This window comes from Micromonospora sp. NPDC049051, assembly GCF_043197575.1.
Taxonomy (GTDB): Bacteria; Actinomycetota; Actinomycetes; order Mycobacteriales; family Micromonosporaceae; genus Micromonospora.
Genome location: NZ_JBICTL010000001.1, coordinates 14,185 through 40,399 on the forward strand (window position 1 = coordinate 14,185; position 26,215 = coordinate 40,399).

Sequence of the window (26,215 nt, forward strand, 5' to 3'; positions counted from 1 at the left end):
CTCTGACAACCACCACAACACCTGTTCCGGGCCTGCCCAGCACCTTCTGCTTCGCAGACGTCCGTGGCCGTCGCCGTGGCGGACTGCGTTGGTTACCGGGAGTGTGTCGAAATCGCAACACTCCCGGGGCCGGCTGGGGATGCCCTTGATCAGTGGCACCCTGTGGTTATTCGAGCCTGGCTTGCGGCGGTCGACCGGGCTCAGACCGCTACTCGACCGGAGTGGGTGGCTCACAGGGCTCGGAGGTGTCAGTGGTGTGGCCGCGTTCGAGGATGAGCACGTACGAGAACAGGCCCGGTCGTGTGCCGGTCACACGTTCGTGGCCGGCCAGGAGTTCGCCTGTGTGTCCGTCGATGATGAGTTGCCAGGTTGACCCGTCGGCGGTCACCGCGAAGGCCAGGCCTGTGCGGCCGGCGATGTCGGTGGTTTTGCCTTGGTAGGTGATGGTGGGGATGCTGGCGAGGAGTCGCAGGGTCGCGATTCGCTGTTGATGGTTGAGGTATTGGCTGGTGGCGAGTCCGACGACGCCGGAGGCGAGCAGGAGGGGGTACGCGGGTTCGTTGGCCAGTATCGGTGGCGCGAGGGCGTGGGCCAGCGTGGTGGGGTCGGTGGGTGACGGCTCGGGCAGGTAGTGGCGCAGGGTGCCCTGCCCGTACTGAGTGGTCTTCTGTGGGGCGTGTGCGAACAGTTTCCGTTCGTCGGGGTCGGGGTGGTGGTTGACGCCGAGCATGTCGGGTAGGCGGCGGGTGGTTTCGCGTCCGGAGTTGTCCGCGCTGCGTCGCCAGCGTCGCAGGTCGGTGCGGGTGATCGCGTTGGTGGCGCGGTTCCACATCTGCAGGTGCAGGTAGGTGTAGGGCCGATCGGTGGTGGTGTCGGCTGGGACAGCGGCGATGCTGGCGGCGAGGGCGGTCAGGCGTTGCTGCGGGGTGAGGTTCGGTCCGGTGGCGACCGAGGGGGGTAAGAGGGCGGGTCGTTGCTGCTGGTGTGACGGCGATGATGGTGTGGACGTCGACCGGCCGGTGGGCGGGCCTGACTGGCAGGCGGTGAGCAGGACGCTGCCGAGAAGACCCACCACGAGGCGGGTGGGTCCGTGTCGTCGGGGCATGGGCATGGGGTGTGGTTCCTCCCTGGCGGCGGCGATCCGGCGCTGGATCGGCGCCGGAGCATGGAGCGGCCCAGCGCCGATCGGCGGCGCCGCGGTGATCAGCAGTAGCGGCAAGAAACGGCTGTCGGGCGGACCGGGCGGGCCCTCCTGTTCAAGGGCCAAAGCGTCGGTCCGCTGGGCAGATGCAGCGGCAGGGCGGCGTGGTACCCCTGCTGGCGAAACATGTTCCGAGCGGCTGCGGTGGTGACTATGGTGTAGATCGGCCATCCGGTGCCGTCGACGACCTGGTGGTATCGGCGCAATAGCTCCCTGGCGAGGCCCTGCCGCTGGTAGGCGGGGTGTACGGCGAGCCACGACAGCCAGTGGTGCGGCGCCCAGGACCTGTAGCTGTCGATGGCGGAGTTGAGCTGCGACAGGCGGTGGGCTGCGGTGCCGGCGAAGGTTGTCAGGTGGTGGTCCCCGAGCGGCCAGCGCGGGGCGTCCGGGTCGTGTCTGCGCCACACCGCGACCGCCGAGAGGTTCAGCGTCACGTCGACGGTCCCGGTCTCGATCGCGTGATCGACGTCGACGGCGAGCAGTCGGTGCAGGACGGTGACGCGCTCGGTGGGGTCGGGCAGCAGCCACTGGATGACGGGGTCATCGTCGAGGGTGGCGGCCAGCAGCACCGTGATCGCGGCTACGTCGGATGGTTTTGCCTGGCGGATGGTGGTGTCCAGGGTGGGGCCGTTCACCGTGGTCGCCTGCGGGGTAGGAGGTCGGTCGGGAAGGGTGCGGGGGTGCCGTCGGTTGGTTGGCCGCGCCACATTCTCCAGATCAGAGGGCCTTGGGTTGGTAGGTGGATCGGTTCGCCTTGGCGGTAGCCGAGGCGTAGGTACAGGTCCCGGTTGCGGGTGTTGCTGGCCTCCAGGTACGCCGCCCGGTTGGTCGCGTCCAGCGTGTGGTGGGCGGTGGTGAGCAGCGCCGAGCCGATGCCGCGGCTCTGGTGGCGTGGGTCGACAGCCAGGTAGGCGAGGTAGTCGTGTGGAGCGTGCGGGTGGTGCGTTTCGAAGATGGCGTCGAGCAGCAGGAACCTCGGTGCGTACCTGCCGGTGGCTTTCTCCACCTCGTGGTGGTGGTCGGCTGGTGCCCGTAGTGGGACCTCGTCGCGGGTGTACCAGATCGCGACGGCTGACCGGTCGGAGGTCGTGTCCACGCGCCCGTACTCAAGGCCGTGGTGGAGAACGTGCGTGAAGTAGCGGAAGTAGACGTTGCGGCGCTCGTCGAGGTCGGGGACGAGCCAGTCGGCGACAGGCCCATTGAGGAACGCCTCCACCAGCACGGTAATGAGCGGGCCGGCGTCGTCGCAGGTGGCCTGGCGGACGGTGAGGGTGCTGTTCGATCGCATGGTCGCTCCTGGTCAGACCGGCAGGCGGGTGGCGTCGGGGGTGCGCAGCGCAGCAGTGGTGCTCTCCGCGCCCAACCCGATCGCGGCGAACACGTCGGGGCGGGTAGCGCGCAGAATGACTGCCCATATGGCGCCGAGGACGGCGGCGATGGCGTAGGCGGCGGGCACCCACCAGCGCAGCGGCGATGTCGCGGCGACCCCGAGCAGGACGTCGAACTCTTGGATGGTGACCACGAGGATGGCGGCCAGCGCGCCAGCAGCGGCCAGGGGCGCGATCGCGGTGCGCCACAGGCCCTCGCGGTGTGAGGTGCGGGCGAAGAAGGCGACCACCGCGGCGGAGGTGACGGTCATCAGGATCAGGACACCGAGGCCGCCGGTGACGGTGATCCAGAAGAACAAGTGCACGATCGGGTCGGCCCCGGCCACCGCGTAGCCGGCGAGGACGGCTACCGCGATGACGCTCTGCACGATCGAGCCGGCCTTCGGCGCGCCGGTGCGGCGGCTCGTGCGGCCCAACCACGCGGGCAGGACACGCTCGCGGCCGAGGGCGAACAGGTACCGGGCGACCGTGTGGTGAAACGCCAGCAGCGCGGCGAACAGGCTGGTGATGAACAAGACCCGACCGACCATAACGACACTGGCGCCGAGATGCGGCGACACCAGGTTGAACATGAGGTCGGTGCCGTCGGCGCGAGCCGAGTCGACGATCTTATCGGGGCCGGTGGCGACGGACATCGCCCACGCCGACAGCCCGTACAGCAGACCGATGACCGCCACCGCGATGTAGGTGGCCCGCGGTACGGTCCGGCGCGGGTCCTTCGTCTCCTCGCTGAACACGACGGTGCCTTCGAAACCCACGAAACCCGTGATCGCGGTGACCAGCGCCGCACCGATGCCAGCGGCGAAGATGTGCGACGGGGCGAGCGTGTCAAAGCTGACGCCGCCGGCGGCCGGGTTGCTGACCATGACGACGTCGAAGACAACCGCGACGGCGCACTCGGCGACGAGCACGACGGCCAGCACCTTGCCGTTGAGGTCGATACGCAACAGCCCGAGAACGGTCACGGCAGCCCACGCGGCCAGGGCGCACAGCCACCAAGTCGTGTTCCAGCCGTAGCGGTCCTGCAGGAACTGGGCCAGTACCGCGCCGAACCCGCCGTAGAGGCCGATCTGCATCGCGTTGTACGCCAGGAGCGCGACGAAGGCGGTGGCGACGCCGGCCGGCTTGCCCAGACCGTGAGCGACGTAGGTGTAGAACGCGCCGGCGTTGACGATGCGCCGCGACATGGCCACGTAGCCGACGGCGAACAGGGCCAGGATCGCGGCGACGACAAGGTAGGACACGGGGATGCCGACGACGCCGGTGACGGCGTACCCGGTGGTCGCGCCCCCGGCGACAACGGTCAGCGGCGCCGCCGCGGCGATGACGAAGAACACCACGGACGGGATCCCGAGACGGCCGCGTGCCAGCACAGCCGAGACGGTGTCGGGTTTCGATGAACGCATCAGTTCTCTCTCAACAGGGGATGAGGGGGTGACCGCACGTCAGGTGCGGTAACTCAGGACGCTTCCGCCGACAGCGCTGTCAAGCTCGGCGAGCAGCTCGCGCACCGGTTGTGGGGCCTGCGCGACCACCTGACGCAGATGGGTGCGGACGGCCAGCGACGCACCGTCGAGCAGGGCCCTGTCCAACTGGGTATGCAGGGCCAAGCCCGCGAGCACCACGTCAAAGGAGGTCAGGCGGCGGGTCAACCGCAGATCAACCGACAGCCGCGCCCACGACGACGCCGCGACATTCATGTCAGTCGGGACATGGATGGTGCGTTGACGCCACAGCCGGCCGACCTGCTGCTGCCGCAGCAGCCCGACCTGCCACATCCGGGTCGTGACCTGCTCACCTGCGGTCACGGCCAGGAACGCCAACCACGTCCGGACGTCGGCGTACTGAAACTGCGTGGTCAGCCGGTCAAGGACGAGATGCTGCAGCCAGTCCTTCGGCGGCGACGGCCGCAGCACCTCAATCCGCCCACCAATGAAGGTGATCCGCTCCTCGGAGTACAGCTCAGCCAGCAACGCAGCAGCCAAGCCGTGGTTCAGCGCGGACTCGAACAGTCGCGGCCGACCGGTCTGGTCATCGTGGGCCATGAACCAGAACTCGTCAGCGATTAGCGCGGGCCGAGCGGGCACGTTGCCTGCGGCCCGGACCTGACGCTGCGGCACGGAAGCATGAACGCGCACAGGCCAAGCGGCGTCGTCGGCTATGCCGGGATGAGTGTGCACGCAACTGGCCTTTCTAGTCACTCGTCAAGGGGGCGCACCGGCCGAGGGTCTGGGCGACGGACAGGCGCTGGGCGAGTTCCTGTAGCGCCCAGGCGTTCTGTTCGCAGCTGCCATCGGGCATGCAGTGAAAACAGCTGCGGCCATCGGCGTGCTGCTTGACGGTCATCCGCGCGGACGCAAACCGGTCGGCCGGGCCGCACGGCTCGTCACCGCGGCTCATGTCGCGCTCGCGTACCGACGTAGCGCGGCAACGCGAACCCGCAGCTCCATGCAAGGCAGGTGCTCGTCAGAACTCGAGTAAAGGCACTCGGGGCGGTGGCCGGTCACCCACATCCACTCGTCGCTGAGGTGCGCCAGATCGCTACGGAGCCAGGTAACTACAACGTCGACCGGACTGCCGGGGGTGAGGTCCCGGCCGAAGGACCAGTCGTCGCCGCCGAGCTGCAAGAGGGTGCCCGCGACGATCTGCGGGATCGGGGGCGCCGCTTTCATGCCCGCCACTTCCGTCGGCGGGGCTCCAGCCGCCGAAGCGACTGCGGCGGCGGTTGCTCGTCAAGCAAGGCCCAGAACGCGCGGTTGGTCTCGGCGAACCCCTGGACAATTTGCTCGTCGGATGCACCAAGAGTGCGGATCCAGCCGCTGCGGCCCCCGAACAGCGTGGCCGCGCCTTCACAGTCAATGCCTAAAGGGCTGTAGGTCTCGCCGTCGCCGGCGGGAGCGAACCACTTGCGCCGCATCGGCGCTACCTCCTTCAGCGGGATGTGCGGACCGGCCTCCCGGCACCGACGCGCACCGCGACCGATTGGGTGCAGGCGGGAACCGGACGAACGCGAGCAGCAATCGAGGTGATTCATCCGTCACGTCAACATGAAAAACTAAAGGCGAGACCCATTGGTGTCGGCTACCCGAAACCAGGAATTCCGACATCTGGATGACATTCCTAGGGGGACTCTTTCACCGTTGCCACCGGCAGGACTGGTGGCCACACGAGGGAGACAAGATTGTCGGTGGATTGTCGGAATTCACCGACAGGCACTTTTCGACTTGCCATCCAGGACATTCGGTGGATCGCGTCAGCACGCGTGCATGTGAAAGGGGGAAGCGTGGACATTCGTAGCCTCAGGAGGGGCGGGGTTCTCGTTGCCGGCCCTCTCGCCCTCGTATTCGGCGTCACGGCCCTGCACGCTCCGGCTGTGGCCGGCAAGCCCGTGGAAAACACCTACAACGGCGCTCAGAAGATTCTCGCGCCGTGCATCGCGCTCGCCATGCAGCAGAAGCTACCGGAGTGGAGCTACACCAGCGCCGACCTGACGAGCAGCCGCCGCGACGCCCACGGCGCCCACCACAACCTCCACGCCAGTCGCCGCCACCACCGCCCTGGCCCTCGGCCCGGTCTCGGTGCTGGCAGACGACTACGACACGTGGTGCGAGGGCAGCGGCATCTGTCACCGTGTCATCGACTCGGCTACCTTGCCGCACCCGCCACATTGGCCCGCCGCAGAGAGACCCGGCAACATCACGTCGAGGTTACCGTCAGCGACAGCACCGGAGAGCAGTACGTCACTGATTACAGTCAATATGCGCCTGCCGAGTTGGTCGGAATTCCGGAGCAAGCCGTTCTCACGCCAGCGACGGCAGGGTTTACGGTCACCCGGCCAGAGACACCGTTGCCGCAGTCGTCCAGCGATAGGTGCGATTCTCTCGCCGCAGCGCGATCAGCGTCACCTCGCTCACCGTCACCCGTGCCGGAGGCTGATTACGGAGTTCGGCTAGCCGGGCACGTATCGGATCTGTCGGCGCCCGTGAGCCGCTGTAGGCGATGGTGACGTGCGGCCGGAATCCGCCCGCAGGCTCGGGCACGGCTGGCCACACCGTGCCGATGGCGTCCCGGATGGTGGCGCGGAGATGTTCGACGCGGTCCCAAGGCTGGACCAGCAGACCGATTCCTTCGGCGTCAGGGTCGGCGGGGCCGAGGGACAGCTCCAGCGGCGCCAAGCCGGCGCAACGCCGCCGCACTTCGGCGACGATTGCGTTGAGGTCGGGGGCGCTGACCTCGTCGGTGAAGCCGAGGCCCTGCATAGTCAGGTGCAGACCATCAAGCGGCACCAGGTCCAGACCCGGCAGCACCAGCTGACGCTGCAGGCCGGTGACGAGGCGGTGCAGTTCAGGCTGGTGTTCGAAAGTAAGGTGCCAGGTGTAGAACCGGCGGTCGGCTCGCCAGCCCGGGCGCCAGTACCAGTGTTCGATGAGTTTGGGCAGATCCTGGTAGGCGGTCCAGCGCTGGTGCAGGCTGGCCAGTTCCCGGCTGGTCATAGCGGCGATGGTAGAGCCGGCGGCGTTGCGATTGCGACCTGAGTGCGCTCAACGAGCAGGTCCGCCACCTGCCGCAGCCGCGGGTGGCGAGCGAACGGCCCGGCGGTGGCGAGGACCTGCCGGGCACGTTGGTGAACCGACTCGAAGCGCTGGTCCGCAGTGAGGGTGAGGGCTTCCATCACCAGGGTGGCCGCCTGTTCGGGGTCGGGGTCGTTGACGTGCAGGTGCGCGGTCGCCATATCAAGGCGGCTCAGTGCTTGCGGGCCGCGCAGCCCGGCTGAATCAAACGCGGCGATGGCGGTGGAGAGGTGGTCGTTGACGTGTGCGGTGCGATCAAGGGCCAGGTAGGCGGTTGCCGCGTTTGCTGCTGTCCTGGCCTGGCAGTACGGGCCGAGCGCAAGGCTCGTGCTGACCTGGGTGACGGGTGGGTAGTCGGACAGCATGGCAAATGCTCGATCGACAGCGCTGTCGACGCCGTAGCGATCGCCGAGACGGGCAAGGGCACGCGCTTGTCCGTTGATCGTGAGGCGGATGCGGTGTGGACTCGTGCCGGCGCGATGCAGGCCGTCCTGGGCGTAGGCCAGCGCGTCGTGGTAGTCGCCGGTGTAGAACGCGATTAAGCTCTGTGTCGCCCGCGCCCAGGCTTGTGTGTCGGGCTCCTTAGCGGCGTCGGCGAGGGCAAAGGCTTCGGCGGCGTAGGCGTGTGCGACGCGGAACGCGCCGAGGTCCAGAGCGAGGGCGGCGAGTAGTCCGGATAGGTGGGCGGCGGCGGTGTATAGCCGAGCGCGCTGCGGTGGGTGTTGCCGGCCTGCCATGAGTTGGTCGACGTAGGCGCGCAGCGGTCGCATACGTGTCGTGAGGAGGGCCGGGGTGAGGCGTTCGTTGTCGCAGATCGCCTGGCGTACCTCGTTCTCGAGATACGCCAGGCGCGCGTCGTCGTCGGCTGCGGACTTCAGCGCCAGCCGACGGGCATCGATGCGATCCTCGTGCTCCCACAGAACGGTGCTGCCGTCCGCACAATGTGCGTCAGGGTTGGTGGGAGGTGGTGTCTTCGACTGAGACGTTGGCTCGACCGCGTGCATCACCGATAGGCGACGTTGCTGGCGGTCCAATTCGGCGATGCGGTCGTACTCGGCGACGAGTATGCCCCTGGTCTGCAGCGTGGTGTCGCAGCGGACCCAGAATGCGCGGTCAGGGTGTTGATGACCGGTCTCGGTGTTCGCCACAGAGCTGCGGCCGTACTGCACGAGCCGGGCGAAACCATGCTGAGTGTGACCGGCGGCCTTTCGCAACTCGGCGAGTTGCCGGCCAAGCGCACGACGGGCAGCTCGGATCTCGTCGCTGTTGGTCATTTGCTTCTAACTCCGATCGCCCTGCAGACGCCGCGGTCCCGAAGCGTGCAGACCACAGCTGCCAGCTCTGACAGTCACCGATGCGCCCGAAGGCCGCGTCGGTACCGAACGCAGGTAGTGCCAGGGTCGTGCCCACAGCACACCTGTCGTCGGTCTCATTGTGAGACCGACGGCGCCCCTGCAGGGCAGTTCGCGGTGTCAAAATTTGTCGGAGTTGATGTCGGCAGATGCCGACAATAGAGAAGTCACTTTCTGGACCCGCCGAGACCCAGGATAGAACCCTCCTCCCGGCGGTGTCTTGACACAGAGGGGAGCCATGAGCATGCAGCATCGCCCGGCTCTCGTCGCGAACGTTCCCACCGCAGGATCGGCCACATGGGCGTGGGGCGGTCGAACTGAACTCGTGCCGGTCCCGATCGGCCGCGCCAGCCCTGGCCCCTCACGCCGGCACGGCACCCATTGCACCGCCGGGACAGACGGCCTGTCCAGCCCTTGGTCGGGAGCCCCGCAATGGGTGCCCCCGCCCGATCCGGGGCCGAGCGCCGAGTGCACGGCCCGCGCCCAACGATCGGCTCGGTTGTCCGGGCGGCGAGTGGGGCGCAAGTCAGATGCGTGGATCTACCGTCGTCACCAGCCGTTGATCGCCGGGCCAACAGAATAATCCGCTTGTCACCCTGCGCCAGCCCAGGTCAACGCGACCGACCGTCGAACGCCCACCATGCAGAAAGATCGACAACTGTGACCACGGCGGACAACAGCCACCGCTGACGCCCCAGCATCCCGGCCGTGATCCGGACCACGCGACAGGCAACCGTACTGGCCGGCACGGAACCCCGCCGGAACAGCACATCGACAACGGAGCACCATCGGAGCACCAAGTTCCAAATCCTGGGAAAATCCTTCCCGACACTTGGAAGCGATCAAGGCCGCTACCGGCGTTTCCGCTGGTTACGGCCTTGATCGTGAAGTGCGCCCGAAGGGACTCGAACCCCTAACCTTCTGATCCGTAGTCAGATGCTCTATCCGTTGAGCTACGGGCGCTCGGTGCTTGGCCAGTCTACACACCCGGCTTTCGCGCGGAGACTCCGGGATTCGAACCCGGGAGGGGCTTTAAGACCCCAACCGCATTAGCAGTGCGGCGCCATAGACCAGACTAGGCGAAGTCTCCCTGGTGGCCCTGCAGACCACCGGGCCCGAGAATACAGGGCACCACCCATCGGGAGCAAAACGACTTCCCCGGTCCCCCTCCCACACGCGCGCGGAGCGGTCCGCGACGGGGCCGGGGCTCGGCCCGACCTCGCCTTTCACTGTCGTACGCGGGCGTGATCAGGACTACGCTCCATCGATATGCAGGAGCAGCCGCCACGCGAGCCGAACCGCCGAGAGCCTGCTGAGGGTGCACGCCGACGCTCCCCGAAGGCGACCTTCAGGCCGCCGCCCGCACCGCCGGAGCCGACCGGGCCGGAGGGTGCCGAGAAGCGCCCACGGCGGGCGAAGCCGGCGCCCGCGGTGCTGTTCCAGCCGCCTGCGGCCGATCCGCCGCTGCCCCGCCAGGCCGTTGGTCCTGCCGACCCGGCTTCGCGGAAGCGGCCTGCGCGGGCAGGGAAGAGCGACGGGAGTGACGTCCCCCACACCGGTGACCGCGTGCCCGTCGTACCCGGGGACCAGCCGACGTCTGCCGCCGACCCGTCCGCCCCGGAAAGCACAACCGCCGACGACGTGCGCAAGGAGCCCGTGCGCAAGGAGCCGGTACGCAAGGAGCCCGGGAAGAAGGTGCCAGAGAAGAGAGCGACCGCGAAGAAGGCCACGCCGGCCGCGCGGACCGAGCCCGCCCGGAAGACCACTCCCGGGGCGAAGGCCACGCCCGCCCGGAAGGCGGTCCCCGCAAAGAAGGCAGTGAAGAAGGCCGTCCCGGGACGTACGCCAGCCCCGGGCATCGACACCCGGACCGAGGGGGCGGGCGCACCGCTGGTGCGTACGCCGGAGAGGGTCCTTCGGCTGGCCGCCGCGCGAATGGTCGAGCATCCCGCGTTCGCGCCGGAGCTGCTGGCCCTGGCCGCTGTCGAGGTGCTCGGGCCACGCGCCGGCGACTGGGCACAGCGGCTTCGGGAGGCGTACCCCGATGCGGGTGCCGACGGGCTGGCGCGGCTCGCGACCCGGCGGTTCGTCCGGCAGGCCGGCGCAGGTGGGGCGACCGCCGCGCTGGCGGGTCTCTTCGCGCCGCTGGCCGAGTTGGCGGCCGTGCTGTGGGCGCAGGCCAACCTGGTGCTGCACCTGGCGGCTGCGTACGGCCGGGACCCGGCCGATCCGGACCGGGCGGTGGACCTGCTGGTGCTGACCCGCGTGCATCCGGACGCCGAGAGCGCGCGGGAGGCGTTGACGGCGGCCCGGTCGGTGGGGGAGCCCGACGAAGCGGGTTGGCCCCGGGCGGTGGAGGCCGCGTGGCGGCTGGCGGCACCGCTGGTCGCGCAGACGGGCGGCTGGCTGGCGCTGCGGCTGGCGTCCCGGCTGCTGCCCGGCGCGGCGGTGCTCGCGGCGGCTGCCGGTGACACGACTGCGGCCGAGCGGCTCGCCGCCCGCGCGGTCGCGGCCTACCGGCAGCGGCCCGCGCCCCACTGACCGACGACGCCCCCGCACCACGCTGGGCCCCGGCGCCCGGCACCCGGCACCCGGCGTCAGAGCCAGTCGAACCACTCGCGGGGCAGCAGGGCGTAGCCGACGAAGGCGACCACGTCGAGCAGCGTGTGCGCGACGACCAGCGGCATGACCCGGCGGGTGCGCAGGTAGAAGAGGCTGAACACGACGCCCATGACCACGTTGCCGACGAAGGCGCCGAAGCCCTGGTAGAGGTGGTACGAGCCGCGCAGCAGCGCGCTCGTCGCGACGATCGCGCCGATCCGCCAGTTGAGCTGGCGCAGCCGGGTGACCAGGTAGCCGACGACGATCACCTCCTCCAGCACCGAGTTCTGCACGGCGGCGAGGATCAGCACCGGCACCGTCCACCAGAGGTCGGGCAGCGCGGCCGGGACCAGCGTGGCGTTGACGCCGAGCTGCGCCGCCGCCCAGAACAGCGCCAGGCCGGGCAGGCCGATGAGCGCGGCCAGGCCGGCGCCGCGCGCCAGGTCCTGGCCGGGCCGCCGGGCGTCCAGGCCGAGCGTCCGCGCCGGGTCGCCGGGGTCCCGCGCCAGCAGATGTACGGCGAGCAGCACCGGCAGCAGCGCGAAGACGATCCCGAGCAGCTGGTACGTCAGGTCCAGCCACGGCCGGGGTGACGCCGACGTGTTGAGCGCGGCGGTCTGCTTCGACAGCGGCCCGTCGGCGGTCAGCTTCGCGATGATCGACACCGTCGCGTAGACGGCGGACTGGCCGAGCGAGAGGCCGAGTACGAGCAGCGTCTCGGTGCCGAGCATCCGGCGGGTCGCCGGGCGTTGCAGCTCAACGGTCACCGCACCACTCTGCCCGACGTCCCTCGGGGTGGGGCCGGCGGCCGCACCGACGTCCACGGGCGGGGGCACCGCCCGAACGAGCCTCACGAGCCGATCGCACATTCTGTGCGACCAGTCGACACGCTCCGTGGACATTCTATGGGTGCCCGATCCGCCGTCAGGAGAAGGAGCGCGCCCGTGGACGACTTCGCAAGGCTGCTGAAGGAGAGCTGGACCCTGGTCGAGGAGCACCGGGAGCGGCTGAGTGGTCACTTCTACGCCCGGCTCTTCCTTCTCGACCCTGAGCTGCGCAAGCTCTTCCCGGTGGAGATGACCGGGCAGGGCGACCGGATCCTGGAGGCGATCGTCACCGCCGCGCAGACGGTCGGCGACCCGGAGAGCTTCGACGAGTACCTGCGCTCGCTGGGTCGGGACCACCGGAAGTACCACGTCGAGGCGGCGCACTACGAGACCATGGGCGTCGCGCTGATGGACGCGCTGCGCAGCATCGCCGGCGACGGCTGGAACCTGGAGTACGACCAGGCGTGGCGGGACGCGTACGCGGCGATCACGGAGAAGATGCTGGCCGGGGCGGCGGCCGACGACAACCCGCCGTTCTGGCACGCGGAGGTGCTGACCCACGAGCGGTACGGCAGGGACACGGCGGTGCTGACCTGCCGGGCGTTGCAGCACCCGCTGCCCTGGCGGGCCGGGCAGTACGTGAGCCTGGAGGTGCCGCGCCACCTTCCCCGGGTGTGGCGCACCTACTCGGTGGCGAACGCCCCCAACGACGACAACGTGCTGGAGTTCCACGTCCGTACGCCGGAGGGCGCCGGCTGGGTGTCCGGGGCGCTGGTCCGCCGGGTGCGGCCGGGCGACCTGCTGCGGGTGGCGGCGCCGATGGGCTCGATGACCCTGGACCGTTCCTCGGAGCGGGACATCCTGTGCGTGGCGGGCGGCGTCGGCCTGGCTCCGATCAAGGCGCTCGTGGAGGAACTGGCCAGCTACAACCGGACCCGCTGGGTGCACGTCTTCTACGGCGCCCGTACGGCGGCGGACCTGTACGGCCTGGCCGGGCTCCAGGAGCTGGTGGCCGCGCACCCGTGGTTGTCGGTCACGCCGGCGTGCAGCGAGGATCCCGACTTCGACGGCGAGCTGGGTGAGGTCCCCGACGTCGTCAGCCGGTACGGCCCGTGGACGGCGCACGACTGTTACGTCTCCGGTTCGGCCCGCATGGTCCGGGCCACCCTCCGGGTCCTCGCCGAGGACGGCGTCCCGCCGGAGCACACCCGCTACGACACCTTCGGCAACCTCTAGGCGTTCCTCCCCCCGAACCGGGGCGCGTGCCCCTGCCCCCTGGGGCACGCGCCCCGGTCCCCCGTACGGGCGGACCGGCACCGCCCCGCACGACCACGTCCGCCCGGCCGTCCTTCCCACCCGCGCGGACGTGGTCGTGCCGCCGGGGACGGTGTGCGGAGGTCGGTAGCGTGTGCGGAGGTCAGTAGCGCCAGGGCCGGCCGGTCTCGCGGTACTCCTCGACCGGGACGAGCGGCACCCCCGGTGTCATCCGGTCGACGTAGAGCCGCCCTTCCAGGTGGTCGATCTCGTGGGCGACGAGCCGGGCCATGCCGAACTCGAACGAGGTGATGATCCGGCTGCCGTCGTACTGGGCGTGCTCCACGTCGAGCCGGAGCGGCCGGGGCACCAGGCCACGGTGGTCGAAGAAGGAGAGGCAGCCCTCGTACTGCTCGTCGCTGTCGGGGGAGGCGTCGACGACGCGGGGGTTGAGCAGCACGACGGGTTCGGCCGACCGGTCGGGTGGCCGGACCACCGCCGCCGCCCGGTCGAGGCCGAGCTGCGGGGCGGCGATGCCCACCCCCTTGCGGAACGGGTGCAGTTCGTCGAGGCGGTCGAGGGTCGCGGCGAGGCGGTCGGCCAGGTCCCGGGCCTCCTGCTCCTCGCGGGGCAGGTCGAACGGGCGCGCGGGTTGGCGCAGCAGCTCGGCGCCGCGCTGCACGATGCCGATGCCGCGCATCCGGTCGCTGGGACGCACCCGCCCGGTCTCCTCCGGCTCGTCCTCCGGCTGGTTGCGGAACCGCCACTGCAACCGGTACCGGGCGTTGAGCGGGGGGTCGTCGGTCGCCCAGTCGAAGATCACCCGGTCGGCGTCCTTCTGCTTCGTCACGGGCGTGCGCAGCGGGCCCTCCTCCGCCGAGAGCGAGGTCTCCGCGCCCCAGACCTGCGGGTCGAGGGCCGCCGGAAGATCCAGTCGTACGGCCATCTGCCGGGTGGGCAGCCGGACCGCCCGCTGGAACCAGGGGCCCCACTTGTCGTGCCCGACGCAGTACGCGTACTCGATGGTGGCCCGGTCGCCGGGGTAGAGGGGGAAGCGGCGGTCGGCGTTCTCGAAGAGCAGCCACAGCTCCTTGAAGGCATCCCGGTCGTGCTTGGCCCGCCAGTGCATCGCCTCGCGCTCGTCCCCGTCCTCCCGGTGCGCCCGCAGCCGGAGTTCGGCGAAGGTCAGCGGGTGTTCCCGGTGGTGCAGGTTGGAACGCCCGGGGTCGTTGGGGTAGCGGTCGACGGCGACCCGCACCAGGTAGCGGGTGACCGGCTCGGTGCCGGCGTTGTAGAGCTGGCGCCGGATGACGCAGCGGTAGGCGTCCCCCAGGTGGGTGAGGGTGGCGAGTTCCCGCTCGACGATCAGGCCGGTGCCGGGCGGCATCCACTGCCCGGGCACGGGCGGGTCCCGGTGTGCCCGCTCGGCCCGGGCGTGGCGCAGTTCGTCGTACTCCTTGAAGCGCTGCCAGACGGCGCCGCCGGCCTCCAGGACGGCCTCGGCCCGGCGCGCGAAGTCCTCGGTGGGACGGTGCCGCCGCCCCTCGACGTGGCTCACGTACGACGGGTCGAAGCCCATCAGGATGGCGAGCTGCTTCTTGGACAGCCCCCGCCCCGTGCGGTGCCGGGCGATCTCGGCAGCGAACGAGTCGGCAGCCCGATCGAGCGGTGAGGTCATCAGCTTCCTCGTGGCCGGGAGTATCAGTTTCACGTTCTGTGGCGACGCACACACGGAACTGGCACCTTGTCGACACGATCCTTGACATGAAGCGATGTTTGTCGATACTGCGGCGGCGTTTTCCGCCCCGACGACCGGGTAGTACGCCGCAGGCGGGACGAAGTTGCCGGCACCCGGGGATCCGACAGAGCCGAGGCTTCCCTTATCTCGTCAGGTGTGGTTAGGCTAGCCTTAGTAAAGGACGGGCCACGGCCCGCCGACGGCTGACGACGGGGTGGGTGAGTCCAGTGACAGCGGTGATGCCGGAGCAGGATGCCGCCGCCGCGCCGCTGGCCCCGGTCACCGCCGCCATGCGGGCGATGTTCGGCACCGACGACGTGCCGGGTCTCGCGCGCGGCCTGCTCGTGCACGACGAGTTCGGCTGGCAACAGGCGACCTCGCTGGTCGACGGCACCCTCCTGCCGCAGTTCCTGCACTCGGCCAGCTCGCGCTGGGGCGGCACCCCGCACGCGTGCGCCGCGCTGGCCTGGAAGTCGTACAGCTACTGGACGGCGCTGCCCGTGGTGCTCGGCTGGGCCTCGGCCCGGCGGGTCCCGCTGCTGGACCCGGCCGACGTGCTGATCCACTTCGAGGACCACCGGCCGCTGCTCACCATGGGCCTGCGTCGCTCGACCACGGTCGCCGTGCTGCCGAGCGACCCGCTGGCGCTCACCGGGCTGCCCGAGTTGCGCGTCGTCGCGGACGAGGCGGAGCTGCTCCAGACGCTGCGGGCCACGCTGCTCGACGCCCACCTGGCCCCGATGGTGGCCGCGATCCAGGCCGAGGTCCGGATCGGCGCGCGTACCCTGCTCGGCTCGGTGGCCTCGGGCATCGCCCACGGCATCCTGCGGGCCGCCGACGGCCTGCCCGGCTCGTCGGTCGAGACGATCGACACGCTGCTCGGCACGCTCGGCCTCGCCGACCTGGTGGAGCTGGTCCCCGGCGCGAACGGCGAGCCGACCGTGCAGCGGCGCACGTGCTGCCTGGCGTTCACCCTCCCCAAGCCCAAGATCTGCCAGGGCTGCTGCGTCCGCCAGGGCTGACCGCGCGCGCCCGTTCCGAGGGCGACCTGCGCAAGGACCGACGCACGCCCGCCTCTCCCCCACCGTCCGGACCGCCCGGCGGGACCGTCAGTCGGTGAGCGGACGGACGTCCCAGAGCCAGACCCCCGCCGTGTACGTGGGGCTGATGCCGGTCAGCTCGGTCATGCCGCGCCGCAGCGCGTCGGCCTGCCGGTGCGGCCCGAGCACGACCGCGCCCGCCCGCCAGTACCGCAGGTCACCGACCGCGTCGACCCGGGCCTGCGGGGTGATCGGCGGCACCGCCCCGGTCCGCCGGATCTCGGCGAAGAACTCGCTGGTGGGGCGGGGCGGGGCGGAGAAGAGGGCGACCCGGTCACGACCGGGCCGGGTGTCCGGGCCGAGGAAGTAGCCGCGGGCGATGGGCATGTCCAGCCCGGTCCGCGCCGACCAGCGCAGCGGGTCGGCGTAGTGGGTGTCGGGCAGCGGCAGGGTCACGACGCTCCGCCCGCCCTGCACGTACGGCCGCCAGGCGCCCGAGGTGACGAAGGCGGGCACGGGGTCCAGCCGGGTGGTGGGCAGCGGGGTCGGCAGGATCGGCAGCAGGGCCATGGCCAGGATCGTGACGCCGGCGAAGCGGATCTGCGGGCGCGCCCGTGGGTGCCGGGCGGCCAGGGCGCGTACGTGCTCGGCCCCGTACGCGAGCAGTATCCCGACGATCGGGGTGATCGCCAGCGCCCACCGGGTCGGCACCACCGAGTGCAGGACGGGCAGGTTCTCCAGCGCCGCCCACGGGCCGGGTATCCCGGTGCCCTCGCCGTTGAGCTGCACCTCACGCCCGAGGGAGAGCAGGCCGAAGAGGAGCGCGAGTACGGCGAGGCCGCGTACCACGACGTTGCGGCGCAGCCACCAGAACAGGGCGACGACGAGCACCACCAGCGGCCAGCCGAAGAAGGCGTTCTCCTCGGTGGGGTTCTTCGCCAGCCCCTGCGCGCTGCGGGCGTCGCCGGCCAGGGACTCCCGCGAGTACGCCACGAAGGACGCGAGGTCCGTCGAATAGCCCCGGATCAGCCGGGGCAGCCCGTTGTAGGCCCCCGGGCCGAAGAACTGCACGTAGAGCGGGTACGCGAGCGCCACCAGCGCCACGGCGGCGGCCACCGCCAGTCCCGCGAGGAACGGACGGGACCGGCGGCGCAGCTCGGGCCGGCCGAGGGCGAGCGCGGCGACCACCACGCCCAGCCCGATGGCCGTCATCAGCAGCACCTCGAGGTTGAGGAAGGCCTGCCACACGACGACGAGCGCGAGGAGCAGGCCGTTGCGCAGCCAGCGGCCCGGCTCGGCGAGCCGCAGGGTGCGCCAGACGATCAGAGGCACCACGTACTGCGAGACGATGTTGGGGTGCGCGTTGGCGTGCGAGATCATCGCCGGGGCGTACGCGCAGAAGGCGGCGCCGAGCCAGGCGGGCCCGCGACTGCCGACGACCACCCGGGACAGCAGGAAGTACCAGGCCGTCGCCGTGGCGATCATGCCAAGCGTGAGAAAGAGCAGAAACGACGCGCGGGTACCGATCAGGAGTGTGACGGGCGTCATTGGCAGGGATACGGATAATACGGACGTATTTGCCATGAGATTGACGGTCTCGGGAACGTTCATCTGGCCCGAGGTGAATGGATCAACAAAATCGGTCACCACACGTGCGCCGTGCGCCATCATCCACTCGAACTGCGACTGGTCCGTACGGTTGTCCCGGATGCCGTGCGACGGGCGCAACCAGAGCCGGGCGGTCACCCAGAAGCCCAGTACGGCGAAGCTCGCCACCGCCAAGGCGTCCGTCCACCACCCCTTCCAGGGGCGTACGCCCCGGTCGGGCGCGCCCGCCGACGCCCCGGGCCCTGATCCGCCGGCAGGGAGGCCCGATTCAGGAGTAGTCATGACGATTCGTAGGGTAGTCAGGCCAAGGCTCCGCCGTGACATGTTTCGGGGTACTGGCGTACCATGTGCCGGGTTCGCCGACCGCCGATCACGTGCCCACCCCCGACCCCCATTTCGGCCACCCCGGGTGCCCCGATTTTTCTGCCGCCACTGCGGATGATTCACTCGGTCGGTCCAGGCGCGGGTCGAGTTCATACCGTGAGGAATCGACGCATGGCAGAAATCACTGGGGATCAGCGCGTGCAGTCGGAGGTCCTGGAGGGCCTCGCGACAGCGGTCAACCACCGTCGCTGGTTCGTCGAGCTGGCCCTGCCGTACCTCGGTGACAACCCGATCGAGATCGGCAGCGGGCTCGGCGACTACGCGCTGGAGTGGGCGGAGCACCTGCCGCGCTTCACCGCCACCGAGGCCGACCCGGACCGGCTCGTCTCGCTGAAGGAACGGCTGGCCGACCAGCCCCGCATCGAGGTCCGGCAGATGCTGCTGCCGCACTCCGACCGGGGTGACTACAGCGCCGCCGTGTCGTACAACGTGCTGGAGCACATCGAGGACCACGTGGGCGCGCTGCGCAGCATGCGCGACCTGGTCCGGCCGGGCGGCAACGTCATCATCATCGTGCCGGCGTTCCAGTTCGCGATGAGCCCGGCCGACATCGCCACCGGCCACGTACGCCGTTACACCAAGAAGACCCTGGCCGCCGCGATGACCGACGCCGGCCTGACGGTGGAGAAGATCCACTACGCGAACGCGCTCGGCCTGATCGGCTACTTCATGGCGACCAAGGTCTTCCGGCTGATGCCGAAGGAGGGCCCGATGGTCAAGGTCTACGACACCCTCGTGCTCCCCGCCACCAAGGCGGCCGAGCAGCTCGTCCTCCCGCCGTTCGGCCAGTCCGTCTTCGCGGTGGCCCGCGTCCCCTCCTGATCGTCGCTACCCGCCCGCGATCTTGCACTCGGCCCACCAGCGGCCCTTCCGTCAGGCGGGGAGTGCAAGATCGCGGCGAGGTGGGTCAGTCCTTGACCTGGTAGGTGGGGCGGATCACGGCGCGGGCCAGGGTGTGGAAGGCCAGGTTGAAGCCGACGACCGCGGGGGTGGCGTCGGGGGTGACGTCGAGGCCCTCCACGTCCAGGGCGTGCACCGCGAAGACGTAGCGGTGCGGCCGGTCGCCGGCCGGCGGGGCGGCGCCGCCGTAGCCCTGCTCGCCGTAGTCGTTGCGGACCGTGAAGGCGCCGCCGAGGTCCTCCCCGGCCGCACCGCGCGGCAGCCGCGTCACGCCGGCCGGCAGGTTGACCAGGACCCAGTGCCAGAATCCGCTGCCCGTCGGCGCGTCCGGGTCGAAGCACGTCACCACGAAACCCTTGGTCTCGGCCGGGAAGCCGGACCAGGTGAGCTGCGGCGAGACGTTGTCGCCCCCGACGCTGCCATGGGCGTACGCGGCGTCCATCGGCTCACCGTTCTGCACGTCGTCACTGGTCAGGGTGAACGACGCAACGGTCGGCAGCAGCTCGTACGGGTCCGGGGCGATCGGTCGTTCCAGGGTCATCGGGGCGGTCCTTCCGGTGAGCGGTTTTCCTCCGCACCTTTCTTACCCCGTCGGCGCCCGCGATCGAACCGGAAGCGCCGCACGTCAGCTCCCGTACAGGCCGTGCTGTTCCCATCGGCGCAACATCGCGTAGCCCCGCTCGACCTCGGCCGGGTCCTCGGCGGCGAGATAGAGGTAGCCGGGCGAGCTGAACAGGTCGACGGTCTGCGGCAGTTCGGCCCCGGGGGAGCAGCGCGCCGCGACCGCCACGGCCGCCGGCAGCTCCGACAGCCGGGCGTGCCAGTCCGCCTGCGCGGCGACGGGGACCGGATTGATCAGCGACACGTTCCGGACGGCGGCGGCCCAGCCCGGCGTACGGTCGTCGAACTGGTCGAGCGACGCCGGATCGACGAGGTGCTGGGCCTGTAGGAAGGTCTGCGACACACCGCAGAACTTCGCCACGACGTCGGGCAGGGTCGCTCCCCCGAGGCGGGCCCCGGCCTCGATCAGCACCGGCCCCCGGTCGGTGAGCATGAGCTCGGTGTGCGCCGCCGAGGACCGGACACCGAGCGCGTCGAGCACCCCGAAGACGAACTCACGGAGCTGCCGGGCCAGGGCCGAGCCCCGGTCGACCGGCTCCTCGTAGTCGTAGATGGGACCGCCGCCAGGACCCGGCCGTTTCGTGTACCGCCAGATCTCGGCGACCCGGTGCGCGCCCGCGTACGAGACCGTGTTGACGTAGAACTCGGTCCCGACGAGCCGCTCCTGGACCAGCACCCGTCGATTGGGTACGCCGTACAGGTTGGCCGAGGCCAGGACCGTGGCGCAGGCGAGGCGCACCTCGTCGGGACCCTCGCAGAACCGCACGTTGTCGGTGCCCGCGCCGTCCACGGGCTTGACGACGGCCGGGCCGGACAGGCTGGCCGCGTACCAGTCGACCGCCTGGTCCACGGACTCGAAGCACCGGCCGGCGGGCACGGCGAGACCGGCGGCGGCCACGGTCGCCGCCATCGCCGACTTGTCTCGCCGCGCGGTGACCGTGGCGATGTCGTTGCCGGGCGTGCCGAGCAGGTGGTTGAGCGTGTCGGCGAGGAGCACCCCCGGCTCGGTGCCCGCGACGACCCGGTCGACGCCGAGCGCCCGCAGCCGGTCGACGAGGAGGTCCGCGTCGGCGACGAAGCCGAGGTCGACCGCGTAGTCGCCGGGGCGGAACGTCTTCAGGTAGTAGTCGTACAGGGACTCGCCGCTGCGTACATGGACACAGGTCACCCCCCGCTCGGCCAGCGCCCGGCTCAGCGCGCTGCCTGTGGAGTATCCGTCGACGATGGCTATGGTCGGCACGCTCTCCTCATCTCCGTACGACCCGCCGTAGGGGTGGCGGGCATCAGAAGACCTTGCCGGGGTTGAGCAGGCCGGCGGGGTCGAGGGCGGTCTTGATGGCCTGGTGCACCCGCATGCCGACGGGCCCGATCTCGCGGGCGAGCCAGTCGCGTTTGAGTAGGCCGACGCCGTGTTCGCCGGTGCAGGTGCCGCCGAGTTCGAGGCCGAGGCGCATGATCTCGTCGAAGGCGCGTCGGCCGCGTTCGAGGCTGGTCGGGTCGGCGCGGTCCACCACGATGTTCGGGTGCATGTTGCCGTCCCCGGCGTGACCCACCACGCCGATCGTCACGTCGCACTCGGCCGCGATCCGTGCGACCCCGTCGAGCAGCGCCGCCAACGCCGCCCGGGGCACCGCCACGTCGTCGATGACCATCCCACCGTTGCCGTCGGGGAACGACTCCCTGGCGAACTTCTCCATCGCCGCGTGCCCCAGCCGGCGGGCCTGCAACAGGGCCGCCGCCTCCACGGCGTCCGTGGCCGTGTGGATCTCGTCGGCGCCGGCCGCCTCGCACAGCTCGGCGAGCCGCGCCAGGTCCCCTGCGGCCTGGGGCCCGGTGTCCGCCGACGCCAGCAGCAGCGCCTCGACGTCGGTACGCAGGCCCATCGGCCGGTACGCCTCGATCGCCCGCAGGTACGTGCGGTCGATCAGTTCCAGCAGGCTCGGGGTGAGCCCCTGTTCGGCGATCCGGGCGACCGCCCGGCCCGCGGCGGCGGTGGTGGGGAAGACCGCCACCATGGTCAGCGACTCCGGCGGCGCCGGCCGCAGCGCCACCGTCACCTCCGTGATCACACCGAGCGTGCCCTCGGAACCCACGAAGAGCCGCGTCAGGTCGTAACCCGCAACCCCCTTGGCGGTACGCCGACCCGTACGCAACACCTCACCCGAGGCCAGCACCACCTCCAGACCCAACACGTACTCGGTCGTGACCCCGTACTTCACGCAGCACATACCACCCGCGTTGGTGGACACGTTGCCACCAATCGTCGACATCTCCCACGATCCCGGATCCGGCGGATACCACAACCCCTGTTTCGCCACCGCCGCCGACAACGCCGCGTTCACCACACCCGGCTGCACCACCGCGATCCGGCTCACCGCATCGATCTCCAGCACGGCATCCATCGCCACCATGCTCACCACCACCGCACCGTCGACCGCGTTCGCCGCACCCGCCAACCCCGTACGCGCCCCCTGCGGCACCACCGGCACCCCGTACCGCCCCGCGACCCTCACCACCTCGACCACATCGGCCGTCCGGGGTGGACGGACGACCACCAGGGGCATCCCCGCATCGCACAGATCGGCCTCGTCCTTTCGGTGCAGCCGGAGCAGGTCGGGGTCGGTCAGTACGGCGTCGTCGCCGAGCGCCGCCCGCAGGTCGTTGACGAGGGGAGATCCAGCCATGGCAGAGAGGGTACAGATCGATGTCACCCGCTCCGAAGTGCGAAAGTTGCCGCCGCCGAGCCGCCCGCGTGGCACTGGTGGAAGGGGTGTGAGCAGGCCCGGTCGATCGATCGACAGCCGTACCGGAAGATCCTTCCGAGGTTGATCGAAGTTTGTTACCGTCTACCGCCAACGAGGGCCCCCTCCTCCAGCCACGTCCCCCGGCCTGCCACATCACCCGCTCTCCCATCCGAAGATCCGCCGCAGGACGCGCTGTCCGGCCGGACACGGTGTTGAAACCGAGACCCGTTTCAGCTCGCGTCGCGGCGCAGGATCGTTGCCCATGACAGAGGGATTGACAGAGTGAAGCGAACCGAGCTGCACATCGTGATCGGCGGAGGTATCGCGGGCTGCCTGGCCGCGATCATGCGCCGACGCGCGGGATACCGGGTCCTTCTGCTGGAGCGGGCCGAGGCCCGCTCGCCCGAGGCATACCCGATCTGCACGGGGGCCAGCAACATCGTCAGCGAGAACCACAGTGGTGCCGAGTATCCGTTCGATCCGCAGAGCGCCCGGGACTGCTTCGACGGTCGCCTGGTCAACGAACGGTTCTTCCCGGACCTGATCTTCGGCGGCAAGGACCAGAGCCGGGTCATCGCCTCCAGGGCCATGCAGGACAGCGGCACCGACATCGTCGGCCAGTGCCGGGACAACATGCGGGTCATCCAGGAGCGTTACGCCCAGCGGTGTGCCGACGACCCGGCCGACGCGTTGTTCGGCGCGCCGGACCAGATCTGCCGGGAGATCCCCACGCCGGACGGAGTCTCCGACGTCGCGGCCACCTTCGTCACTCCGCAGCGGGGCATCAACCCGGTCGTCGTCACCGCCCTCCTCGACCAGGAGCTGCGCCGGTGCGGGGTCGAGGTACGCGGTGGCGCCGAGGTGACCGACGTGAGCCGTCGGCCCGACGGCACCTACCAGGTGGAGTACGTCGAGGACGGTGACCGCAGGACGGTCGTCGGCGACCAGGTCAGTCTCTGTGCCGCCACCGAGACCCCCGCGGTGGCCCGGCGACTCAACCCCTCGCTCGGGTTGCCGCCCATCTACATGGCCCTGCGCCAGATCCTCTTCGTGCACCTGCCCGAGGGCACGTCGAGGAACTACACGTGCCTGAAGCTCGAAGACGAGTACGGCGGCATGCTCAGTCCCTTCAGCCGGGACACGGCGCTCGTCTACTACCCGCCGGCGGCCCACATCGCGGTGCACCGCGTCGATCCGACGACCTACGCGCTGCCCGACGGCTTCCGTCACTTCCTGCGCAACGGTCACCCCGAGGCGGCCGAGCGCGCCCGGTTGGCGCTCCGCCAGCTCAGCCAGTGGTATCCGGAGGTGCGGGGCGCGGAGGTGGTGTCCTCCCACCTCAAGGTGGCGATCAACACCACCGACTCGTCGCGGCTCCGTCGCAACGCCGGGGTGTTCGACGTCGCTCCCGGTTGCACCGCGACGGTCCTGCTCAAGTGGACGATGTGTGTGGTCAACGCGCAGCGCGACCTGGAGGCGGCCCTCCGGCACTCGATCGCCACCGGCAACGCGGATCGCGACGAGTACGCCGGGCTGGTCGCCCGCGCCACCGCGCCGATCGCGCCGCCGTCCGATGTGTCCGCCTGGCAGCGGCGGCTGCGGATCTTCGCGCAGAACATGGGAGTGCCGGAGCAGCTGGCGAGGCCGTTTGTGGACATCGCCGGGGCGGACGAGGGTCTGAACCGCGCCGAGCCGTCGCTCGCGTCGAGTTGACGCTGGTCACGGGAATTTCGGCTCCGAAGGCACCGCACGAGGAGCAGTCACCCGCATAGGGGGAGGCACAGGGGTTCGATTGCCTTCCCGTTGCGCGATACACGGTATTCGATGATCATAGGCCCGCGTCGGCTGGCACATATTCGTCGACGTTGGCCTGTCCTGGCGGGCTTCAGGGAGCGCTCCGCCCGGTCCCTACAAGCGAGGAGGGCACGATGACCACCGCACTCGACCTGACCGACCTCCGTCTACAGGCCGACACCACCATCGATCGGCTGATCGACGAGGCCGGTCTCACGCGACGCAACAACCGGTTCTTCGCCGGTGCGAAGGAAGCCACCTCGGTGAGCCCCGCCGGTGCGCTGCGGATCGCCGAGAAGTGGCAGCGGACCACTCAGTCGTTTATGTTCACCACCATTTCCAGCCTCGGTGCCCACGGACGACGCCTGGCTCGCGACTACACAGTGAGTCGAGAGGTACTCGGAGCGTATCAGATGGCGTACCGCGTCATCGGGGACGATCTGGACAATCGGGCGGCGGCGTTCGCGGAGGTCGCACCGGAGGGTGTGGACGGCATCCACTACCTGTGGTGGGCGGACACGATCTGCGCGCCGTTGCGGTCGGCCCTGGGCAGCACCGACGCGCCCGCCGAGTCCCCCGCGCTGGCCCGGATCCTCGACGTCATGGACGCCATGGCGGCCGAGGAACTCGGCGGCGCCGTCCAGCTCCGTGTCGTGGAGACCATCGCCCTCGACATCGCGGTCGCGTTCCGCCGCCTGTACGCCAAGGTCAGCGTGGACGGTCGCCAGGTCCTCCCCGAACAGCGCGACTACGCGTGGATCGACTCGCACATCCGGGCGGAGACGGGGCACGCCGCGTCCGTCAGCGACGACGAGGCCGGCATGAGCCACCTGGTCTCCACCCCGGCCGAGGCGCGGCACTTCGTCGCGCTCGCGGAGTCGTACGTCCCGGCGTGGGCGGACCTGCTGGACGACTTCGCCCGGGACCTGTCGTAGCGACCGACCGGGATCGGCACGGACGGCCGCCACCGACGACGCCCCTGGCACGTGCTGGCGACCGCCGGAGTCATCCGGTTTCGAGGAAAGGAGCTGCCATGCGATCGTCCCTCCCCGCAGTGGATACAGACGCTGTCGTCAACGAAGTGAACGAGCTGCGTGCCCGCTACCAGCGCGAGACCGAGCCCGGCTCGCCGGAGGCGCTGCGCCGGCTGGCCGGTTGGATCGCCGACTCGGCGACGCTCGGTGCCCGGCCCGCCGCCCGGGCACTCGTCGAGGATCTCACCGGCGGACACGAGAAGCCGCAGCTCACGGCCACGAAGCGGCACATCAACTCGCGGGCCGACAACACCCTCTTGTCCGTGTTCTCGGCCGCGTACTTCCCGACTCTCGGTCTGGACTACCTGGAGTACGAGCCCATCCCGTCCGACCCCGTACTGGTGGACCGCTACCCGAGCCCGACGATGCCGGTCAACCTGCGCCGGCACAGCGCGGGTTTCGACAGTCGGGTCGTCGTGGCGCTCTTCCCGGAGAACCACATCGACGGCCGCCAGGAACCCGATGACCTGATCTTCTACTTCATCGACAAGTTCGTCTCCCGGCACCGCCTCACCCGCCGGCTCATCGACGCCGCCATGGTTGCGGACTCGTTCCCGCTGCTGTCCAGTGTCGACGACACCGGCGTCGAGCGGGCCGCCGGTTCCTGGGTGCGGCTGCACGAGTTCCACCACCGCACGGGCAGCATGCCGATCCCGCAGTTCCTGTCGGCGAAGAGCTACAAGCCGCTGGCCGGCCTGGAGGAGATGCGGGTCGACGTCAAGTCGATGCTGGTCTGCCTCGACGACGCGGACATCGATCGTGAGCTCGCCGCGCTGACCTTCGAGTTCGTCCTGGCCGAGCGGCTGCTGCGGTACTCGGTCGAGGGGATCCCGAAGCCGAACTACGACGCGATCGCGTCGCAACTGCTCTTCAACTACCTGCGCGAGCAGGGGGGCCTGACGATCGACGAGGGGCGCATCCGGCTCCTGCCGACCCTGCCCGAGGCGCTGCGGACGCTCGTCACCGAGATCACCGAGCTGGAGGACGTCGTCCTGACCGAGGGGGTCGAGGCCGCCCGCACGGGCCTGATCGAGTTCACCCGCCGCTACACCCGGTACGACGCCGAGAAGCGCGAGTTCCTCCACGTGCCCTTCTTCGCCGAGCTCAAGGAGCGACTCGGCGTGTGAGCCGCGCCGGCCGTCCCCTCCCATCGACGTA

Annotated in this window: 21 protein-coding genes and 2 tRNA genes; 7 read left to right on the forward strand and 16 right to left on the reverse strand. The window is 70.1% G+C overall.

Annotation, left to right across the window (positions count from 1 at the left end):
• Positions 1–208: 208 nt before the first annotated feature.
• The 10 genes from ACGFIR_RS00055 to ACGFIR_RS00100 form a co-directional block, all read right to left on the reverse strand.
• Positions 209–1,105, reverse strand: a complete 897-nt coding sequence (locus ACGFIR_RS00055; RefSeq protein ID WP_393142351.1) for a hypothetical protein — start codon at positions 1,103–1,105, stop codon at positions 209–211.
• A gap of 98 nt (positions 1,106–1,203) precedes the next feature.
• Entirely contained in the window at positions 1,204–1,836 is a 633-nt protein-coding gene (locus tag ACGFIR_RS00060) for a GNAT family N-acetyltransferase (protein ID WP_393142353.1), read from the reverse strand.
• Entirely contained in the window at positions 1,833–2,489 is a 657-nt protein-coding gene (locus tag ACGFIR_RS00065) for a GNAT family N-acetyltransferase (RefSeq protein WP_393142355.1), read from the reverse strand. The genes ACGFIR_RS00060 and ACGFIR_RS00065 overlap by 4 nt, the downstream gene beginning before the upstream one ends.
• Before the next feature lie 12 nt (positions 2,490–2,501).
• The gene (locus ACGFIR_RS00070; RefSeq protein WP_393142357.1) at positions 2,502–3,995 is read right to left on the reverse strand and encodes an APC family permease; all 1,494 of its coding nucleotides are present in this window, start codon (positions 3,993–3,995) and stop codon (positions 2,502–2,504) included.
• A 39-nt stretch (positions 3,996–4,034) separates the two neighbouring features.
• Positions 4,035–4,709, reverse strand: coding sequence for a GPP34 family phosphoprotein (locus tag ACGFIR_RS00075; protein ID WP_393142359.1), 675 nt, complete (start codon positions 4,707–4,709; stop codon positions 4,035–4,037).
• A 548-nt stretch (positions 4,710–5,257) separates the two neighbouring features.
• Positions 5,258–5,506 carry a hypothetical protein gene (locus ACGFIR_RS00080; RefSeq protein WP_393005509.1) on the reverse strand — a complete coding sequence of 83 codons (249 nt, stop codon included), beginning with the start codon at positions 5,504–5,506 and terminating at the stop codon, positions 5,258–5,260.
• 910 nt (positions 5,507–6,416) lie between these two features.
• Entirely contained in the window at positions 6,417–7,082 is a 666-nt protein-coding gene (locus ACGFIR_RS00085; RefSeq protein WP_393005507.1) for a 2'-5' RNA ligase family protein, read from the reverse strand.
• A complete protein-coding gene (locus ACGFIR_RS00090; RefSeq protein ID WP_393005505.1) occupies positions 7,079–8,434 on the reverse strand; it encodes a helix-turn-helix domain-containing protein in 1,356 nt (451 codons plus the stop codon). The genes ACGFIR_RS00085 and ACGFIR_RS00090 overlap by 4 nt, the downstream gene beginning before the upstream one ends.
• A gap of 968 nt (positions 8,435–9,402) precedes the next feature.
• Positions 9,403–9,475, reverse strand: a tRNA-Arg gene (locus ACGFIR_RS00095).
• 36 nt (positions 9,476–9,511) lie between these two features.
• Positions 9,512–9,602: transfer RNA gene (locus ACGFIR_RS00100), tRNA-Ser, on the reverse strand.
• Positions 9,603–10,078: 476 nt separating this feature from the next.
• On the opposite strand from ACGFIR_RS00100, the gene ACGFIR_RS00105 reads away from it, so the two are divergent.
• A complete protein-coding gene (locus tag ACGFIR_RS00105) occupies positions 10,079–11,053 on the forward strand; it encodes a hypothetical protein (protein ID WP_393142361.1) in 975 nt (324 codons plus the stop codon).
• Between the two features lie 56 nt (positions 11,054–11,109).
• On the opposite strand, the gene ACGFIR_RS00110 is transcribed toward ACGFIR_RS00105, so the two are convergent.
• Entirely contained in the window at positions 11,110–11,880 is a 771-nt protein-coding gene (locus tag ACGFIR_RS00110) for a CPBP family intramembrane glutamic endopeptidase (RefSeq protein WP_393142363.1), read from the reverse strand.
• A gap of 177 nt (positions 11,881–12,057) precedes the next feature.
• On the opposite strand from ACGFIR_RS00110, the gene ACGFIR_RS00115 reads away from it, so the two are divergent.
• Positions 12,058–13,176 (forward strand): globin domain-containing protein, encoded by a 1,119-nt coding sequence (locus tag ACGFIR_RS00115; RefSeq protein ID WP_393005499.1) that lies wholly within the window; start codon positions 12,058–12,060, stop codon positions 13,174–13,176.
• Positions 13,177–13,357: 181 nt separating this feature from the next.
• On the opposite strand, the gene ACGFIR_RS00120 is transcribed toward ACGFIR_RS00115, so the two are convergent.
• Positions 13,358–14,875 carry a peptide deformylase gene (locus tag ACGFIR_RS00120; RefSeq protein WP_393143680.1) on the reverse strand — a complete coding sequence of 506 codons (1,518 nt, stop codon included), beginning with the start codon at positions 14,873–14,875 and terminating at the stop codon, positions 13,358–13,360.
• Positions 14,876–15,171: 296 nt separating this feature from the next.
• Here ACGFIR_RS00120 and ACGFIR_RS00125 point away from each other — a divergent pair, with 296 nt between their 5' ends.
• Complete coding sequence (locus tag ACGFIR_RS00125; RefSeq protein ID WP_393005613.1) at positions 15,172–15,954, forward strand: IucA/IucC family C-terminal-domain containing protein; 783 nt, start codon at positions 15,172–15,174, stop codon at positions 15,952–15,954.
• A gap of 87 nt (positions 15,955–16,041) precedes the next feature.
• On the opposite strand, the gene ACGFIR_RS00130 is transcribed toward ACGFIR_RS00125, so the two are convergent.
• On the reverse strand, positions 16,042–17,862 hold the full coding sequence (locus ACGFIR_RS00130; protein WP_393142365.1) for a hypothetical protein: 1,821 nt from the start codon (positions 17,860–17,862) through the stop codon (positions 16,042–16,044).
• Between the two features lie 213 nt (positions 17,863–18,075).
• Here ACGFIR_RS00130 and ACGFIR_RS00135 point away from each other — a divergent pair, with 213 nt between their 5' ends.
• Positions 18,076–18,786: a class I SAM-dependent methyltransferase gene (locus ACGFIR_RS00135; protein WP_393005495.1), complete on the forward strand. Its 711-nt coding sequence runs from the start codon at positions 18,076–18,078 to the stop codon at positions 18,784–18,786.
• Between the two features lie 85 nt (positions 18,787–18,871).
• On the opposite strand, the gene ACGFIR_RS00140 is transcribed toward ACGFIR_RS00135, so the two are convergent.
• From ACGFIR_RS00140 to ACGFIR_RS00150, 3 genes are all read right to left on the reverse strand, one after another.
• Positions 18,872–19,405 carry a YbhB/YbcL family Raf kinase inhibitor-like protein gene (locus tag ACGFIR_RS00140; protein WP_393142367.1) on the reverse strand — a complete coding sequence of 178 codons (534 nt, stop codon included), beginning with the start codon at positions 19,403–19,405 and terminating at the stop codon, positions 18,872–18,874.
• Positions 19,406–19,489: 84 nt separating this feature from the next.
• Complete coding sequence (locus ACGFIR_RS00145) at positions 19,490–20,725, reverse strand: ATP-grasp domain-containing protein (protein ID WP_393005491.1); 1,236 nt, start codon at positions 20,723–20,725, stop codon at positions 19,490–19,492.
• Positions 20,726–20,768: 43 nt separating this feature from the next.
• A complete protein-coding gene (locus ACGFIR_RS00150; protein WP_393142369.1) occupies positions 20,769–22,169 on the reverse strand; it encodes an FAD-binding oxidoreductase in 1,401 nt (466 codons plus the stop codon).
• A 342-nt stretch (positions 22,170–22,511) separates the two neighbouring features.
• Here ACGFIR_RS00150 and ACGFIR_RS00155 point away from each other — a divergent pair, with 342 nt between their 5' ends.
• The 3 genes from ACGFIR_RS00155 to ACGFIR_RS00165 all read left to right on the forward strand — a co-directional run bounded on the left by ACGFIR_RS00155 (position 22,512) and on the right by ACGFIR_RS00165 (position 26,184).
• Positions 22,512–23,942, forward strand: coding sequence for an FAD-dependent oxidoreductase (locus ACGFIR_RS00155; RefSeq protein WP_393142371.1), 1,431 nt, complete (start codon positions 22,512–22,514; stop codon positions 23,940–23,942).
• Positions 23,943–24,157: 215 nt separating this feature from the next.
• On the forward strand, positions 24,158–24,958 hold the full coding sequence (locus ACGFIR_RS00160; RefSeq protein WP_393142373.1) for a DUF6202 family protein: 801 nt from the start codon (positions 24,158–24,160) through the stop codon (positions 24,956–24,958).
• Between the two features lie 146 nt (positions 24,959–25,104).
• Positions 25,105–26,184 (forward strand): DUF6421 family protein, encoded by a 1,080-nt coding sequence (locus ACGFIR_RS00165; RefSeq protein WP_393005483.1) that lies wholly within the window; start codon positions 25,105–25,107, stop codon positions 26,182–26,184.
• Positions 26,185–26,215: the final 31 nt, after the last annotated feature.